The sequence below is a fragment of the Streptomyces sp. NPDC031379 genome, assembly GCF_055569615.1.
This window is the reverse complement of sequence record NZ_JBVIIT010000052.1, coordinates 1-14,130: the sequence shown is the minus strand read 5'-3', so window position 1 is coordinate 14,130 and position 14,130 is coordinate 1. Positions and strand designations below refer to the sequence as shown.

Here is a 14,130-nt window from a genome sequence, read left to right as displayed (position 1 = left end):
TCCCCCCCCCCCCCCCCCCCCCCCCCCCCCCCCCCCCCCCCCCCCCCCCCCCCCCCCCCCCTCCCCCCTCCCCCCTCCCCCCCCCCCCCCCCCCCCCCCCCCCCCCCCCCCAGGGCCTTCTCCAAAAGGAGAGGGGAGGGGAAGAACGCGTTATCGGATGTTTCGGGCGGTGCGGTCGGCGCGCTGTGCGAGTACGGCCACCCGTTTCTCCGCAGAGGCCCGGACGAGGTACTCCCCGGAGAACTCTCCGCTGGGGCCGTAGACCTCGAAACGGTCGGCTATCTGCTGGATCGTGAAACCTTCCCGGCTGTGAGCGGGAGCGTACTGAGCCGCCATGATGTCTTCTCCTTCTCGGTCACCGGGAGGGCTTGGAGGGGCCCGTCGATGGAATCTGCTCACAGTGTGGGCACGCCCCTGGTGCCCGTCTGGTCAGCCGACCGGGGGACCGTGTGGTGGGGCCCGCTGTCGGCGGCATGGCGGGGGCCGACGGGTGGGCAAGAGGGCGGAGGGGAGGGCTGGGAGGCTTGGGCGGGCCCGGGATGCCGTGGCAGGCCCGGCCGCCCGGGGTGGGGGACGATGACGGTATGAAGACCGAGAGTCCGTCGTCCCGGTACAGGGACCGGATCCCCTTCGAGCACCCGGTCGTGGCACAACCACCCGCAAGACCCGCGCCGGGACCGGCCCCTCGCCTCCGTGTGCGACCGGCCCCCCGCCCTCCGCGCGGTTCCACGGCACGTGGGCATCGACACTGCTGCACGTTCCACGCCCGGGACACGGTTCCCGTCCTTCCCGCTTTGGCCGGCCGCGGGCCGGCGGATACGGCGCGGCAGCACCATGCGCGGGACGAAGCGGTAGTGACGGGCCGCTTTTCCCGCCGGTGACCCCGTGGCCCGGTGGCCCGGTGGGCCGGTGGGCCGGTGGCCCGGTGGGCCGGTGACCTGGTGACCTGGCGCGCTGCGAGCAGCCGTACGGCCGGGCTGTTCAGCCCCACGCCGGGGAGCCGGCCGGCCGTCACGGCCGGGCTGGGCAACGGCATCGCGATCAGCATGCCGCTGCTGGCCGGCATCGCCGTGGGCGATCCGGGAGCGGGGGCGTGGGCGGCGTTGGGCGCCTACATGGCTGCGTTCACCAACAAGGGGGGCGCCCGCCGGCCACGCACCCGCGCTCTCCTGGTCGCCGCCGTGGTCGACGCCGCCGCGTTCTGGGCCGGTGCGTGGGCGGCCGCCATCCCCGTGCTGATCCTGCTCATGCTCGCCGTCCTGGTCTTTCTCGCGGCGATGGGTTCCGGCATCCACCCGGTGCTGGAGCGGCTCGGCACGATGCCGGCCACCGCGCTGCTCGTCGCGGCGGGCAGCGGCGGCAGCGGCACGGGCACGGTGATGCCCCGGGCAGCGCTGCTGGTACTGCTGGGAGGCCTGTGGTACGCCCTCGCCACCGTTGTGCTGACTCCTGCCACCCGGCTGCGGGACGTGCTCGGTCACCTCGCGCAGCCCTACCGTGTCATCGGCCAACACCTGAACGCCCTCGCCCACCCCCCAGCCGGTACAGCCGATACAACCGATGCGGCTCATCCAGCCGGCGCGGCCAGTACAGCGGATGCGGCTCGCACCGCCAGCACCGCCAGCACCGCCAGCACCGCCAGTACAGCCAGCACCGCCAGTACAGCCAGTGCGGCCAGTACAGCCAGTGCGGCCAGTGCGGCGGCCCGTACCGCTCACCCGCACATCGCGGACGCGCTGCGCCGGGCCGAGGAGGCCACCCGCGAACTGCGCGGCCCACGAGGCAACGAGCATCTCGCCGACCTGACCGACCCGCTCGTACGGCATGCCGCCACCCTGGCCGACCTCACCGCCGCCCTGGCCGCGACAGGCCCCCCGCCCGCCGCCGTCCGCGTGCCCTGCACCACGCTCACCGCCCGCGCCGGCCGGCAGCTCTCCCAGCTCGCCGAGACCCTCACCCGCCGCCGCCCCGCCACCACCGGCAGCAGCGGGCCGGACACCTCCCTGGCCGAACTGGAGGCCGCCTGCGACCGGATGCGCGCCCAGATTGCCGCCGGCACCCAGACCTACACCGGCATGGCACGCGCCGGCCGCCAGCGCCGTCTGCTGGCCCGTATCACCGCCACCATCGACACCGCCCGGACCGACGCCCGCCCCCTCGCCCTGCTCGCGGCGACCCGGCTTTCCGCGTCTGCCACCGAGCCGGTGCGCCTGGAGGCGGCCCGGCTGCGCGGCGCCATGACCCTCACCTCGAGCACCTTCCGCCATGCCCTGCGCACCACCACGGTGAGCACCGCGGTCTTCACCCTCGCCCAGGCAGCCGCGCTGCCGCACGGCGAGTGGGCGACGCTGGCCGTCCTTCGTGTGCTGCGCCCCCAGTACGCCGCCACCCGCGAACGCGTCGCCCAGCGGGTCATCGGCAACGTCGTCGGCGGCACGTGTGCCGCGCTGCTCATCGCTGCGGTGCACCAGCCGGCCGCCCTGTGCCTGATCCTGTTCGCTCTCATCACGGCGGGTTTCACCCTGCGGCCGGTCAACTACGCCTTCTGGGTCGTCTTCGGCACCCCCCTGGTGCTGCTGATCGGCGACGTGTCCCATCCCGGCGACTGGCTCGATGCCCTCTTGCGTATCGCCATGACCGTCCTCGGTACGACCGCGGCCCTGCTCGGCAGCCGTCTGCTGTGGCCCAGTTGGGAGCACCCCCACCTCGCCGCGCAGACGGCCCACGCCCGGCGGGCCGGCGCCGCCTACCTGGACGCCACCCTGAACTCCCTCACCCGCCCCACCCCCACCCCCACCCCGGCCCCCGTCGCCGGTCCCGCCCCGCACCATGCCCGCCCCACCCCCGGCCCCGCCCCGGACCACGCCCGCCGCGCAGCGCACAAGGCCCTCGCCCAGGCCCGGACCACACTGCGGCATGCTCACCGCGAGCCCGGCCACGACCGGGCCGCGCTCGACGAGGCGGCCACCACCCTCGACGCCCTGGACACCCTCCTTTCGCTGACCGCCGCCCTGACCACGCACCGCACCGCACGCACGGCCCGCATCCCCGCACTCGCCGCCTACACCGGCCATGCGGCGCCGGCGCTGGCCGAGCAGAGCGCCGGTGACACCGCCGGCCACATCGACGCCCTCACCGACGCCCTCGACGTCATGTCCCTCCACCTCGAAGAACTCCACGCCCGGCGCCGCCACGAACTGGCCACCGGACGTACCGGCGACACCCGCACCCGTGCCGCGATCCGGGAGAACGAACCCGTCGTCGAACTCCTCCGGGCGATCGCCACCGCCCTGCGCGAGGCCCTCACGGATCCGCGACCGGCCCCCGGATCACACCAAGAGCCCGCCCCCTGACGAGCAGCCGCTCCACCCTGGTCACCGCTCCACCCTGGTCACCGCCCCGCCCTGGCCGAACACCCCGCCCCCCTTTCCGGCGGCCGGTGATTCCTCCTCCGGGTCCGGTGGCCGGTTGCCGGTGGCTGGCGGTTTCTCCTCCGCCAGACCCTCCGGGTGGACGACAGCGGGCGGCAAGGCGGCACGCGAGGCTGAAGAGCCACCAGCCGCCATGTACCGAAGCACCGAAGGAACCGGCCGTGACGAGTACCGTCCTCGACCTGCCCACCAGCCCCGGCTACCGCCGCCTGCTGTCCTCGTCGCACATCCCGCGGCTGCTGGTCGCCGCCGTCGTGGGACACCTCCCGGTGGCCATGGCTCCCCTGGCCCTGCTCATCGCCGTCCGCACGCAAGGGGGAACCGTCAGCCAGGCCGGCCTGCTCGCCGCCGCGTACGGCGTCAGCGCCGCTGCCGCACAGCCCTGGTGGGGCGGTGTCCTGGACCGCCGCGGGCACACCCTGCCTTTGGTGATCACGGGGCTGGGATCGGCGGCGTGCTTCCTCACCCTGGCCGTCTGCCCCCTCGTACGGGATCCGGCCGCGGCGCTGGTCCTGACCGTGGCGGCGGGCCTGACCACGGCTCCCCTGGAAGCGGCCCTGCGTGTGCTGTGGCCTGATGTGACGTGCTCACCGGCGCAGTTGAGGGCGGCTCTGAGCCTGGATGCCTGCGCTCAGGAGGTCGTCTTCATCGCCGGCCCCCTGCTGGTCCTCGTCCTCGGCACGGCAGCCGGTGCCGCCGTGACCCTGGCCGCGATCGGCCTGCTCGGCCTGGCGGGCATCGTCGCCTTCGCCACCGCCCGCCCCGCACGCCGCTGGCAGCCGGCCCCGCCCTTTCCGCGAGGGGGCCGAACGGGCAGCCCCTTGCGTGCGCCCGGCCCCCGGACCCTGGCCGTCGCGCTGTTGTTCACCGGAGTCGCCCTGGGTGCCCTGAACGTCGTCGCCCTGATCCTCGCCGAGCGCCACCACGCCCCGGCCCTGACCACTCTCCTGCCCACCGCCCTGGCGGCCGGCAGCCTCATCGGCGGCCTCCTGTACGGCCGGTTCCGCCGGCCCGGTGCCCCCGCCGCACACCTGCGTGCGACCGCCCTCGGCCTCCTGGCCGGCTTCGTGCCGCTGCTGCTCAGGCCGGACCCGACGGCCGCGGTGGCCCTGGTGGTCGTTCCCGGGCTCTTCCTCGCCCCTCTGCTGATCAACGTCTTCGCCGGCCTCGACGACCTGGCCCCCCGCGGCACCCTCGGCACGGCCGCGGCCTGGATGATCGCCGGCCTCGGGCTGGGCCAGGCCGCCGGCACGGCGCTGGCGAGTCTTACGACCAACCCGACGGCAGCGCCTGCCACCGCACTCGCCGGCGCCGCCGCGGCGTGCACGACGCTGTTCGTGTGCCGCTCCCCTCTCGCATCCCTCACGGCCCGGCGCCTGCCGGCGGCGCACGCTCCGGCACGGCAGCCGGCCACGGCGCGCACGGCCTCGAGCCCGCGCACCGTCTCAACCCCGCGCACAGCTTCAAGCCCGCGTACGGCCTCCAAGCCCGCACCCAGTCTCAAACCTGCCTACGGCCTCAAGCCTGCCTACGGCCTCAAGCCTGCCTACGGCTTCAAGCCTGCGTACGGCCTCAAGCCTGCCTACGGCTTCAAGCCTGCCTACGGCCTCAAGCCTGCCTACGGCTTCAAACCTGCGTACGGCCTCAAGCCTGCGTACGGCCTCAAGCCTGCGTACGGCCTCAAGCCTGCGTACGGCCTCAAGCCTGCCTACGGCCTCAAGCCCGCGCATGCCCGTACGGCCGCGCGGCGTGCGGGCACGGCGGGGCCGGTGGCGGCCGCAGGGCGGCGGACCTAGCTTCGGATCATGGACTCGACGAGCAGCCGGACAGCGCAGGAGACGGCCCGCCTTTCGGCCGGGCTCGTCGCCCTGGCCTGGGTGACCCAGTTCCTGGTGGGGACCGATCTGTTCGTGGTGGCGCCGCTGCTTCCCGACATCGCCGCATCCCTCGGTGTCGCCCCGGCCCGTACCGGCCTGCTGGTCACGGCCTTCTCCCTCGCCTACGTGGTGGCCTCGCCCCTCGCCGGATGGCTCTGCGACCGCAAGGACCGTGCCATGATCCTGACGGGGGCGCTGGTGCTGTTCTCGGCGGCCAACGTCGCCACCGCCCTGGCCCCCGACTTCGGCCTGCTGCTGGTGACCCGCGTGGTGGCCGGTGTCGCGGCCGCCGCCACCGGCCCCACCGTGTACACGCTGGTCGCCACCCGCGCGCGGCCCCAGGCGCGGGCCCAGGTGCTGGCGGTGGTGGGTTCGGGCCTGCTGACCGCCCTGTGGGTGGGCGCCCCGGCCGGAGCACTGCTGAGCCGGCAGGCGGGCTGGCAGGCCGCCTTCATCATCCTCGCCGTGGGCACGTTCGTGCTGGCCTTCCCGCACGCGTTCGTCTGGCGAACCGGCCCGGGCACGCCGGACGACACCCCGGTGAAGCCCCCGGTGAAGGGCGCAGGCAAGGGGACGGCCGTCGCGGTGTCCGCCGTCGCGGTCACGACCCTGTGGGCCTTCTCCGTCTACAGCCTGTACACCTTCCTGGCCGTCGCGCTGCACTCCGACGGCAGGGCGGCCGACGTCTCCTGGCTGCTGGTGGTCTACGGGGTCGGGGCGGTCATCGGCGGGCAGGCGGGCGGCCGGCTGGCCGACCGGGCCGGTGCGGTACGGGTGACCGTCGTGGCATTGCCCCTGCTGGCCGCTCTCGAGGTCGTCGTGGCGCTGGTCTTCACGCTCACCTGGGCCCTGGCCCTGACGCTGGCACTGTTCGCGCTGGCGGCTTACGCGTTCTTCCCCGCCCAGCAGCGCCATCTGGTGGACACCTTCCCCGAGCGGGCGACCGGGATGCTGTCGTGGAACAACAGCGCACTGTTCGTCGGCCTGTCGCTGGCCGGCGCCGTCGGGGGCCAGGTCGTGCATTCCCTGGGCTACGCGCCGCTTCTGTACCTGGGCGCCGCCGCGGCCGTGCCGGCCTGCCTGCTCGCCCGCAGACGCCCGGGCGGCGACCACGACACCCGGTGACACCCCCGACCGGTTCGCCCACGGGCAGCCACGGGCAGCCACGGGCAGCCACGGGCAGCCACGGGCAGCCACGGGCAGCCACGGGCCCCTACGGCGGATCGACCGATCGCAGGAGAACCCCTGCTCACGGCCGGTGACGAGCGTGAAGCGGACAAGGATGCCGGGCACCCGACACCACCGGTGAACCCTGCCACCCGGCACCGTGCCTGACCTGACCTACCTGACCTGCGCCTGCGCACGGAGGTGACGGCAGGCGGGAAACCTCATCGGAAGGGCGCCCCCTGTGCCCCACACCGTACTCGCCTTCACCGGGATCGCCGCGGCCATGACGGTGATGCCGGGGGTGAACACCGCACTCGTCCCGCGCGGCAGCACCGCTCACGGCCTCGGCCACGCACGCGTCACGACGCTGGGCATCGCAACCGGCGTGACGTGCCACGCCATCGCCGCAGTGGTGGCCTCTCGGCCGTCATCGCCGCCTCGGTCACGGCCATGGACGCGATCAAGTGGGCCGGCGCGGCCTACCTGTGCTACCCGGGCATCCAGACACTGCGCACCCTCGGCGCGCCGCCACAGGAGAGCGCCCTCTCACCCAGCGCGTCGTACGCGGGAAGCTTCCGTCGCATCCAGTGCCTGACCGGGCTCGCCCTGACCGCCCTCGGCATCGGACTGCCCGTGGCCTGAGCGCGTGCTGCCGAACGGCCGGCCGTGAGACCCAGGAAGCCCGCCCGGCTACGGCCAGGCGGGCGCACACAGAAAGTCGGCATCTCACAGAGATCTCTCTCCGTGAGATGCCGACTCCATCAACCGTCAGCCCTGGGTGCCGCCCTGGGTGTTGCCGTTGCCGCCGCCCTGGGTGCCGCCCTGGGTGTTGCCGTTGCCGCCGCCCTGGGTGCCGCCCTGGGTGTTGCCGTTGCCGCCGCCCTGGGTGCCACCTTGGGTGTTGCCGTTGCCGCCGCCCTGGGTGCCACCTTGGGTGTTGCCGTTGCCGCCGCCCTGGGTGCCACCTTGGGTGTTGCCGTTGCCGCCGCCCTGGGTGCCGCCCTGGGTGTTGCCGTTCCCGGCACCCTGCGTACCGCCCTGGGTATTGCCGCCCTTCGGCATGGCGCCACTCTTCGCCATGTTGTTCTGGTGGTTCTGGTTCTGGTTCTGCTGGTGCTGGTGCTGGTGGTGGCTGGAAGAATGCGCAGCCGCGTGGTGGTTGCTCATGGGCGCGGCCGTGGCGCTGGCTACACCGAAGCCTCCAGCGGCCAGTGCGGCGATGCAGGAAATACCGGCGATGCGGGCCATGTGACGTCGAGCGTTAAGCATGAGGAAACCTCTATTTCTCAGTTCCGGGGTGGAGGAGCTTGCGTCATTAAGTTCAGCTCGTCCGGCCGCTGCCGTGTGTCCCCTGACCGGTGGAGCGAGAGGCTGAGCTGTCCGTCCGCCGGAAAGACGCCGCCTGGCCGACCGGCACAAACGGACGAGGCCCCAGGGCTGCGGGGGATACCCGACAGCCCTGGGGCCTCGTTCGTCACGCCGGTGGCGTCACGACCTGTTCACACCGGCGCCCTCAATCACCTGAACACGCCGGCGTCCTTACGACCTGATCAGGTCGGCGGCCATCCTGAGCGAGCTCGTGATGAGCTTTTCCGTCTCCTCGTCGATACCCCGGGTGGCGCCCTGAGTGGCCCCCTGGGTGTTGGTGGTGCCGCCCTGCGTCGCGCCCTGGGTGTTGTGGTTCCCGGCGCCCTGGGTCCCGCCCTGGACGTTGTTGGTGCCGCCCTGCGCACCGCCCAGGGTGTTACGGGTACCGCTCTGCGTGCCGCCCTGGACGTTGTTGGTCCCGCCCTGCGCACCGCCCTGGGTGTTGTGTCTGCCGCCGACCTGGGTGCCGCCCTGGACGTTGTTGGTGCCGCCCTGCGCACCGCCCTGGATGTTGTGCGTGCCGCCCTGCGCCGCGCTCTGGGTGTTGCCGGTGCCGCCCTGGGTGTTGCCGGTCCCGCCCTGCGTGCCGCCCTGGAGGTTGCCCACCTGGACGTTGTTGCTGTTGCCGTCCCCGATGTTGGTGATGTCGCCGTAATACCCACCGTTATTGAAGATAATATTGATTTTTGCGGGTGCGGGATCATTGCGGACTTCCGCGGAAGCCTGGCCCGCTGTTGCGCCTGCCAATGCCACGGCGGCGGCAAAAGACAGAGAGGTGTAGATACCAACCCGATTCACGGCAGCCCTTTCGTGCGGTAGATAGCAGATAGGAATTTCCTGCCGGAGTCAACTGTCGCAACACCTCACTCCATAACTACGGAGACACGGGCGATGTCACCCGTACAGAGTGCCGACGCCCCGCACCGCCCCGCCCCCCACCGCCCCGCACCGCCCCGCCTCCCACCGCACCGCACTGCACCGCGCCGCGCCGTGACCCGGATCGGCCCGCAAGGAGTGCCGGACCCCGCCCCGGCCGCCGTGGAGATCACCGGCACCGCCCGCACCACGGGCACCGGCGCCGACGCCTTCCACGGATTTCACGTGACCGCGAGACCGATGGCGACGGCGTTGGCGATCAGGTAGGCGGCTGTCGTCGCCAGGGCCACGAGTCTGTTCGTCCGCCGCACCGAGGGCCTCTTTTCGGGATCGGCCCAGCTCCAGACGATGTAGGTGGTGCAGCCCACGCCGACCAGCGTGTAGAGCAGGGTGGCCAGATGGATCTGATCGACCAGGGTCACACCGAAGAGAGTCCCTGTCAGACTCGAGGAGCGCATACTGACGACCACGCTGAAGAGGGATGCGCCGAGGATTCCGAAACGTGCTCCCAGCACGGTGAGGAAATCACTCGCCCAGATCCAGTAGGAAATGAAAGAGATAAGGAATGCGACGTAGGCGGGCCACGCCTGCCTGACGAAACCGGCCACGTCGACCCGGTCGAGTCTGAGCCCGATGACGAACTGGCTGTACCGGCTCTCCTCTCCGTGGCTGAGCCTCGGATCCCCGAAAGACGTCTGATAGGTGTGCGTCACCACCCGTACACGGAAGTCCCTGATCTTGAACCCGCCGAGACTGATCTCATGATCGTATCCGGAGTTCGCGGTGTCGGGTACATAGGTGAACCGGGAAGCGTTGAACTCGGAGTCCTCCACCTTGATCTGGACGTCCTGCCTGTCGAACGGGTACTCGCTCAGATCGAATTCCTGCCGGAAGGTACCGGACACCTTCACTTGGGACCAGTATTCGCCGCCCACCTTCTCCACGGAACGATCGCTCTGGCTGACCTGCGTGGCGTTGACGAATTCCAGACGCCGAGTGGCATCGAGATCCGCGCTCGGGCACACGCTCCAAAGCCAGAAATCCGCGTTGATGGTCCGCGGCGAAACGTCCAGCCCATAGAGATCCGTGATGTACGCTCCGACGCGGCAGCTCGTCGCGGCCGAAGCCGGAGAAGCCCACAGCACCGCAGCCGACACAAACGCAACGATGTGCACCAGAACAATGGCGAACCTCCGGCGCCCCCACCTTCCCGACTCGCCTTTCCGGTTCCCGGCAGAAGAGCGGCGTCCAGAGCATGGGCGGTCAGAACTCACCATAATCGCAAACTATCGAGACAAGCCGAAGCATTTCCGGGCTGACACACCCCCCGACACTCCTTTTCATCCGATGGCGTCCCACCACGTACTGCAACGCAACATGACGGCCCGACACACGGCCGAGGAGTGTCGAGCCGGGCGACACCGTCGGGCGAGAGGTCAGTACGGATGCGCTTGAACCGGACGGGCTGACGCCATCGGCCAGCGGCGGCGAATACGTCGACTGCGACCGGGGGGCGGAACACCCCGCTCCCTCACCGGTCCTCACGGTCGCCGGTCGCTTCGGTCGCGGTCACGGGATCTGGTTGCGTAGTGAGGGTCTGGTCGACGCAGTCCCGTACGAGTGCTGCCGCCTCAGGCACGGTGACACCTCTGGCCCACGTGGTCTCGTGCCACCAGCACTCGAGCTCAAACTGGTGGATGCCGTATGCGAGCACCGTATTCTGGGCTGACGGCCGGCGTCGGCAGCCGCCATGGTGTTCGGTCGCCTCCAGGTGCGCCCGGACGACCCCGATGCGGTAGCGGCTGGGCAGGGTCCGCAGCTCCCGGCAGCCGCGGCACTCCAGCAGGTGCAGCACGCCCCCCTCGCCCTCCTCAAGGAAGTAGCGCGCACTGCCCGCACCTTCCCGGGTATTACAGCTCCCGCAGAGTGGTCCACGTACAGAGCCGTGGTCGTGGCAGTGACCCCACGCGGCGGCCCGGATGCTTGTGCACAGGCGCAGGGCGAATCGGTTCGGGCCGAGTTCGACGGCCCCGCTCAGTCGAGGACGACGGGTTCGCCGGTGAGTGTGATGCCGGCCTGGCGTAGTTCCTCGACGGCGTGGTTGGTGGTGTGGGTGGCGACGCCGGCGGTGTAGTCGAGCAGGACTGTCACGGTGAAGCCGGCTTTCGCGCCGTCCAGCGCGGTGGCTTTCACGCAGTGGTCGGTGGCGATGCCGACGACGTCCAGGTCGGTGACGTCGCGGGCGTGCAGCCAGTCGGCCAGGAACGTGCCGTCCTGGGCTGAGCCTTCGAAGCCGCTCTTCGAAGCGGAGTGCGCGCCCTTGTAGAAGACTTCGTCGATGGCGCCGGAGGCGGCGGTCGGCGCGAAGTGGGGGTGAAAGCTGCTTCCCTCGCTGCCCACGACGCAGTGCACGGGGAAGGAGTTCTGGTAGTCCGGGTGGTCGGAGAAGTGGTCGCCCGGATCGATGTGGTGGTCGCGGGTGGCGACGATGTGCGCGTACGCGTTGCCGTCGGAGCGTTGGATCATCTCGGCGATGGCACGGGCCCGGTCGGCGCCGCCTTTCACCGGGATGCTGCCGCCCTCACAGAAGTCCTTCTGCACATCGACGACGATCAGAGCACGGCGCACAGTCAATCCCTTCCTCGCGCGAACTGATGCTCGTATCCCTGACCCGTTGGCTGCGACCTGACGCGCCACGGGCCCGTGAATCCACCCGACCGGCCCGGCCTGCGCACCCGCGTTCAGGCGAGCCCTTGGCGTGGCGGTGGACTCCTCAGGCAACGTCTACATCGCCGACCAGCACAACCACCGCATCCGCAAGGTCACGCCCGACGGGCGGATCCAGACGCCGACGGCCCTGGCGACCTGAACCAGCAGACCCCGCGGCAGCCTTGCTCCGGTACTGCAAGGCGGCCTGCCGGTCCCCGGTACACCAGGGACCGGCAGGCCGCCAAGCGGATGTCTCGTCCTTGGACTGCCTGCCCGTGACAGCGTCCGCCCGGCGGCCTTTCATGCCCCCACGGCACGTCGGCCTCGGCCACACTCGGGCCGCTGCGCTCTCGCCCGCAGGAGCCCGCAACCAGCCCCGCGCCGCGTCCGGCACCACCGACCTGGACTGACTGCCCCGGCCCGCCCGGCGGCCGCGAACCGGGACCTGTCCGGTCCGGCCGACACGATCCCCGCAGCCCTGGACAACACCCGGTTCACCAGGCACAGCACAGCAAGAGAAACACCGACGACGCTGTCGAGTTCAGGGAACGGTGCAGACGACGACGGCCCGCAGTGTCTGTTGCGTGGTGCCGGTGTTCTTGCCGTAGACGAGCCAACTGGTGCCGCCGGGGAAGGAGTCGGTGATGTAGACGTCGTAGCTGGTGGTCCTGCCGCCGCCTCCGGTGGGCACCTGACCGGCCGGGCAGGTCACCAGTGCAATGCTTCCTTGTCCGGGTTGGATGGTTTGGGGGGTGCCCTCGTACTGGCCATGTGCGGCCAGCCGTGTGGCCTGCGGCTCGGCGGTGTCGTTGGTACCGCCGTCGTGGACGGTGGCGGCGGCGGTGGTGGCGGTGCCGACGACGGCTGTGGCGGCCAGAATGACAGCTGTTACAGCGGTACGCGTGCGCATGGAGGATTCCTCTCGCGACGGCGGCCGCGATCTGCGGCGGCGCGCCCCTTGCATTCCCCGGCCACAGGTACGTCGCCGCACGCCGTACTTCCAACCGATGCACAGCTTCACCCGCGGGGGGCAACGGGAAGGGATCAGGACAGGGCCCCGCAGCCGCGTCTTGACGCGTCGGGTTCAGAACTCGCCGCCAGCAGGCCGGCGCCCGGCAGTGACCGCCCGCGCCCTGGGAGGCCTGGAGGTCCGCGAGCAGTTCGCCACCCGCATTCTCGCCCGCGACAGCGTCAACGCCTGGCGGATGCTCGCCCCCGAGATCCACCAAGCACCACGACCGCGCCCAGGTCCTCATCGGCGGCTCCACCCGGGAGAGGTCCTGCACGCCCGCGACAAGGGCAATACGGTCGACCTCTATGCCGTCAGCGACATCAGGGCCGACACCGCCACCGACCCTTACACCCCCAGTGGTGGCACGGTCTCGCACTACCCCGATTGGGAGCCGACCGAAGAAGACCTCCGGCCCCGCAGGTACGAGTACTGCCTGCCCGGCCCTGACCACCTGACCAAGTAGCTGGCAGAGGCCGGGCCAACATGCTGATGCCTGGTCACATGTTCTGCGGCTGAAGGACGTCCCCGCGCGCCCCACGGCCGGCGCGCTCTCGACCCGACCCGCGTGGACCGGATCCGGGCAAGGCAAAGAAGGCGGTGCCAAGCCTGGCAACGATCGCTTCACTCTTTTCACAGAGCCAAAGTGTCCAACCCGGCAGGGCTCTGTCAGACCCCTCTGATAATCTGTCATAGACAGCATCGGGGAAGCATCCGGGAGGCCTTCTGAGGCCGCCCGTTGGGGAATTGACGGGTCGACAAGTGGCCCGTTGCTGACGTATTATAGGTAGCGAAGACAAGGAAAGCCCCAAGCATCATCTGAACCATAGCCACACCTGTATCTTGCGCCGGAGGCCAGCACCCTCCGGCATATTTGTGCCCGAAATCAACTACGCATCGCAAGGAAAGGATTACCGTGAGTACTAACACTCAGAATGAACCAGAGCGGGTTCCTGAGCAGGAGTCTCAGCACAAGCGTGACAAGCGCCGATTCAGCCCACTGCAACTGTTCTTGATGCTTATTAAGGTCATCAATGCCGGAGGTAACCTCGTCAGATTCATTCAGTTCGTGAGACAGTTCTTCGGAGACCTGTGGTAATTTTCCAGCAACCATACTGAGGCCCGTGAAGATTCACGAGGCCATTTTTTTTGCGCCAAATAATGTGCCGTAAGAAACGTCAACGCCTCTAGTGTTCAGCGTACTTGCGTTGCCGCCGGCTCCACACAACGAATTGTCGCTGACACCCTCGAAATAATGAAAGGAGTGTATGAGCCAGCAATGCTCACTCGTGCCACGCTATGCTGGTAACCTATGGCTCCAGAGTTAAGCTGTGTTCTGCTTTGAAGCAGAACACAGCTCCAAGATGCGCTTCGATACCGCCCGGTCAGCCACCCGGGCCCCTTACTGCTGCCAACCTCGGGCTGCGCGAAGCGCGGCCCGATGCCCGCACGTAGTGCGGGCGCTGCGGCTGAAGCGCAGCGGAAGCCGCACGGCCGGGCGCAGCCCTGGCCGCGTAAGCGGCCTCGCTCCTAGAGCGCAGCGGAAGGAGCGTCAACCCCCGGGCGCAGCCCGGGGGTTGACGGGGAGCGCAGCGAGCCGTCGGCGCTCACGCGGAGCGGGAGCGCAACACCCCCGCGCAGCGGGGGTGGTTCGCTTTCATCGCGCGCAGCGCGATGGGACCCGCTCCGCGGG

At 70.4% G+C, this 14,130-nt stretch carries 13 protein-coding genes and 1 pseudogene; 6 read left to right on the top strand and 8 right to left on the bottom strand.

Annotated elements, in window-relative coordinates:
* Nucleotides 1-150: 150 nt before the first annotated feature.
* Complete coding sequence (locus ACZ5CW_RS40755) at nucleotides 151-336, bottom strand: hypothetical protein (RefSeq protein ID WP_468610809.1); 186 nt, start codon at nucleotides 334-336, stop codon at nucleotides 151-153.
* Between the two features lie 605 nt (nucleotides 337-941).
* Between ACZ5CW_RS40755 and ACZ5CW_RS40750 the strand changes: the two genes are divergently transcribed.
* The 4 genes from ACZ5CW_RS40750 (at nucleotide 942) to ACZ5CW_RS40735 (ending at nucleotide 7,117) form a co-directional block, all read left to right on the top strand.
* Nucleotides 942-3,353: an FUSC family protein gene (locus ACZ5CW_RS40750; protein WP_468610807.1), complete on the top strand. Its 2,412-nt coding sequence runs from the start codon at nucleotides 942-944 to the stop codon at nucleotides 3,351-3,353.
* A gap of 239 nt (nucleotides 3,354-3,592) precedes the next feature.
* Nucleotides 3,593-5,227 carry an MFS transporter gene (locus ACZ5CW_RS40745; RefSeq protein ID WP_468610805.1) on the top strand — a complete coding sequence of 545 codons (1,635 nt, stop codon included), beginning with the start codon at nucleotides 3,593-3,595 and terminating at the stop codon, nucleotides 5,225-5,227.
* A 9-nt stretch (nucleotides 5,228-5,236) separates the two neighbouring features.
* On the top strand, nucleotides 5,237-6,433 hold the full coding sequence (locus ACZ5CW_RS40740; RefSeq protein ID WP_468610803.1) for an MFS transporter: 1,197 nt from the start codon (nucleotides 5,237-5,239) through the stop codon (nucleotides 6,431-6,433).
* A gap of 432 nt (nucleotides 6,434-6,865) precedes the next feature.
* Nucleotides 6,866-7,117 carry a LysE family transporter gene (locus ACZ5CW_RS40735; RefSeq protein ID WP_468610801.1) on the top strand — a complete coding sequence of 84 codons (252 nt, stop codon included), beginning with the start codon at nucleotides 6,866-6,868 and terminating at the stop codon, nucleotides 7,115-7,117.
* 126 nt (nucleotides 7,118-7,243) lie between these two features.
* Here ACZ5CW_RS40735 and ACZ5CW_RS40730 read toward each other — a convergent pair whose 3' ends face one another.
* The 6 genes and pseudogenes from ACZ5CW_RS40730 to ACZ5CW_RS40705 all read right to left on the bottom strand — a co-directional run bounded on the left by ACZ5CW_RS40730 (nucleotide 7,244) and on the right by ACZ5CW_RS40705 (nucleotide 11,347).
* A complete protein-coding gene (locus tag ACZ5CW_RS40730) occupies nucleotides 7,244-7,744 on the bottom strand; it encodes a hypothetical protein (RefSeq protein WP_468610799.1) in 501 nt (166 codons plus the stop codon).
* 270 nt (nucleotides 7,745-8,014) lie between these two features.
* A complete protein-coding gene (locus ACZ5CW_RS40725; protein ID WP_468610797.1) occupies nucleotides 8,015-8,641 on the bottom strand; it encodes a hypothetical protein in 627 nt (208 codons plus the stop codon).
* 299 nt (nucleotides 8,642-8,940) lie between these two features.
* Nucleotides 8,941-9,894 carry a ligand-gated ion channel gene (locus ACZ5CW_RS40720; protein ID WP_468610795.1) on the bottom strand — a complete coding sequence of 318 codons (954 nt, stop codon included), beginning with the start codon at nucleotides 9,892-9,894 and terminating at the stop codon, nucleotides 8,941-8,943.
* Nucleotides 9,895-10,250: 356 nt separating this feature from the next.
* Nucleotides 10,251-10,574 (bottom strand): hypothetical protein, encoded by a 324-nt coding sequence (locus tag ACZ5CW_RS40715; protein ID WP_468610793.1) that lies wholly within the window; start codon nucleotides 10,572-10,574, stop codon nucleotides 10,251-10,253.
* Between the two features lie 51 nt (nucleotides 10,575-10,625).
* Nucleotides 10,626-10,700, bottom strand: a pseudogene (locus ACZ5CW_RS40710) (endonuclease domain-containing protein); the annotation flags it as partial.
* A 53-nt stretch (nucleotides 10,701-10,753) separates the two neighbouring features.
* Nucleotides 10,754-11,347 (bottom strand): isochorismatase family protein, encoded by a 594-nt coding sequence (locus ACZ5CW_RS40705; protein ID WP_468610791.1) that lies wholly within the window; start codon nucleotides 11,345-11,347, stop codon nucleotides 10,754-10,756.
* 79 nt (nucleotides 11,348-11,426) lie between these two features.
* Here ACZ5CW_RS40705 and ACZ5CW_RS40700 point away from each other — a divergent pair, with 79 nt between their 5' ends.
* Nucleotides 11,427-11,588, top strand: coding sequence for a hypothetical protein (locus ACZ5CW_RS40700; protein WP_468610811.1), 162 nt, complete (start codon nucleotides 11,427-11,429; stop codon nucleotides 11,586-11,588).
* Between the two features lie 381 nt (nucleotides 11,589-11,969).
* Here ACZ5CW_RS40700 and ACZ5CW_RS40695 read toward each other — a convergent pair whose 3' ends face one another.
* Nucleotides 11,970-12,338, bottom strand: coding sequence for a hypothetical protein (locus tag ACZ5CW_RS40695; RefSeq protein WP_468610789.1), 369 nt, complete (start codon nucleotides 12,336-12,338; stop codon nucleotides 11,970-11,972).
* A gap of 208 nt (nucleotides 12,339-12,546) precedes the next feature.
* On the opposite strand from ACZ5CW_RS40695, the gene ACZ5CW_RS40690 reads away from it, so the two are divergent.
* Nucleotides 12,547-12,903: a hypothetical protein gene (locus ACZ5CW_RS40690; protein ID WP_468610787.1), complete on the top strand. Its 357-nt coding sequence runs from the start codon at nucleotides 12,547-12,549 to the stop codon at nucleotides 12,901-12,903.
* Nucleotides 12,904-14,130: the final 1,227 nt, after the last annotated feature.

Bases quoted from the DNA above. Each gene is read 5' to 3' on its own strand.
- ACZ5CW_RS40755 (WP_468610809.1), bottom strand. From the start codon at position 336: ATGGCGGCTCAGTACGCTCCCGCTCACAGCCGGGAAGGTTTCACGATC.
- ACZ5CW_RS40740 (WP_468610803.1), top strand. From the start codon at position 5,237: ATGGACTCGACGAGCAGCCGGACAGCGCAGGAGACGGCCCGCCTTTCG.
- ACZ5CW_RS40730 (WP_468610799.1), bottom strand. From the start codon at position 7,744: ATGCTTAACGCTCGACGTCACATGGCCCGCATCGCCGGTATTTCCTGC.
- ACZ5CW_RS40695 (WP_468610789.1), bottom strand. From the start codon at position 12,338: ATGCGCACGCGTACCGCTGTAACAGCTGTCATTCTGGCCGCCACAGCC.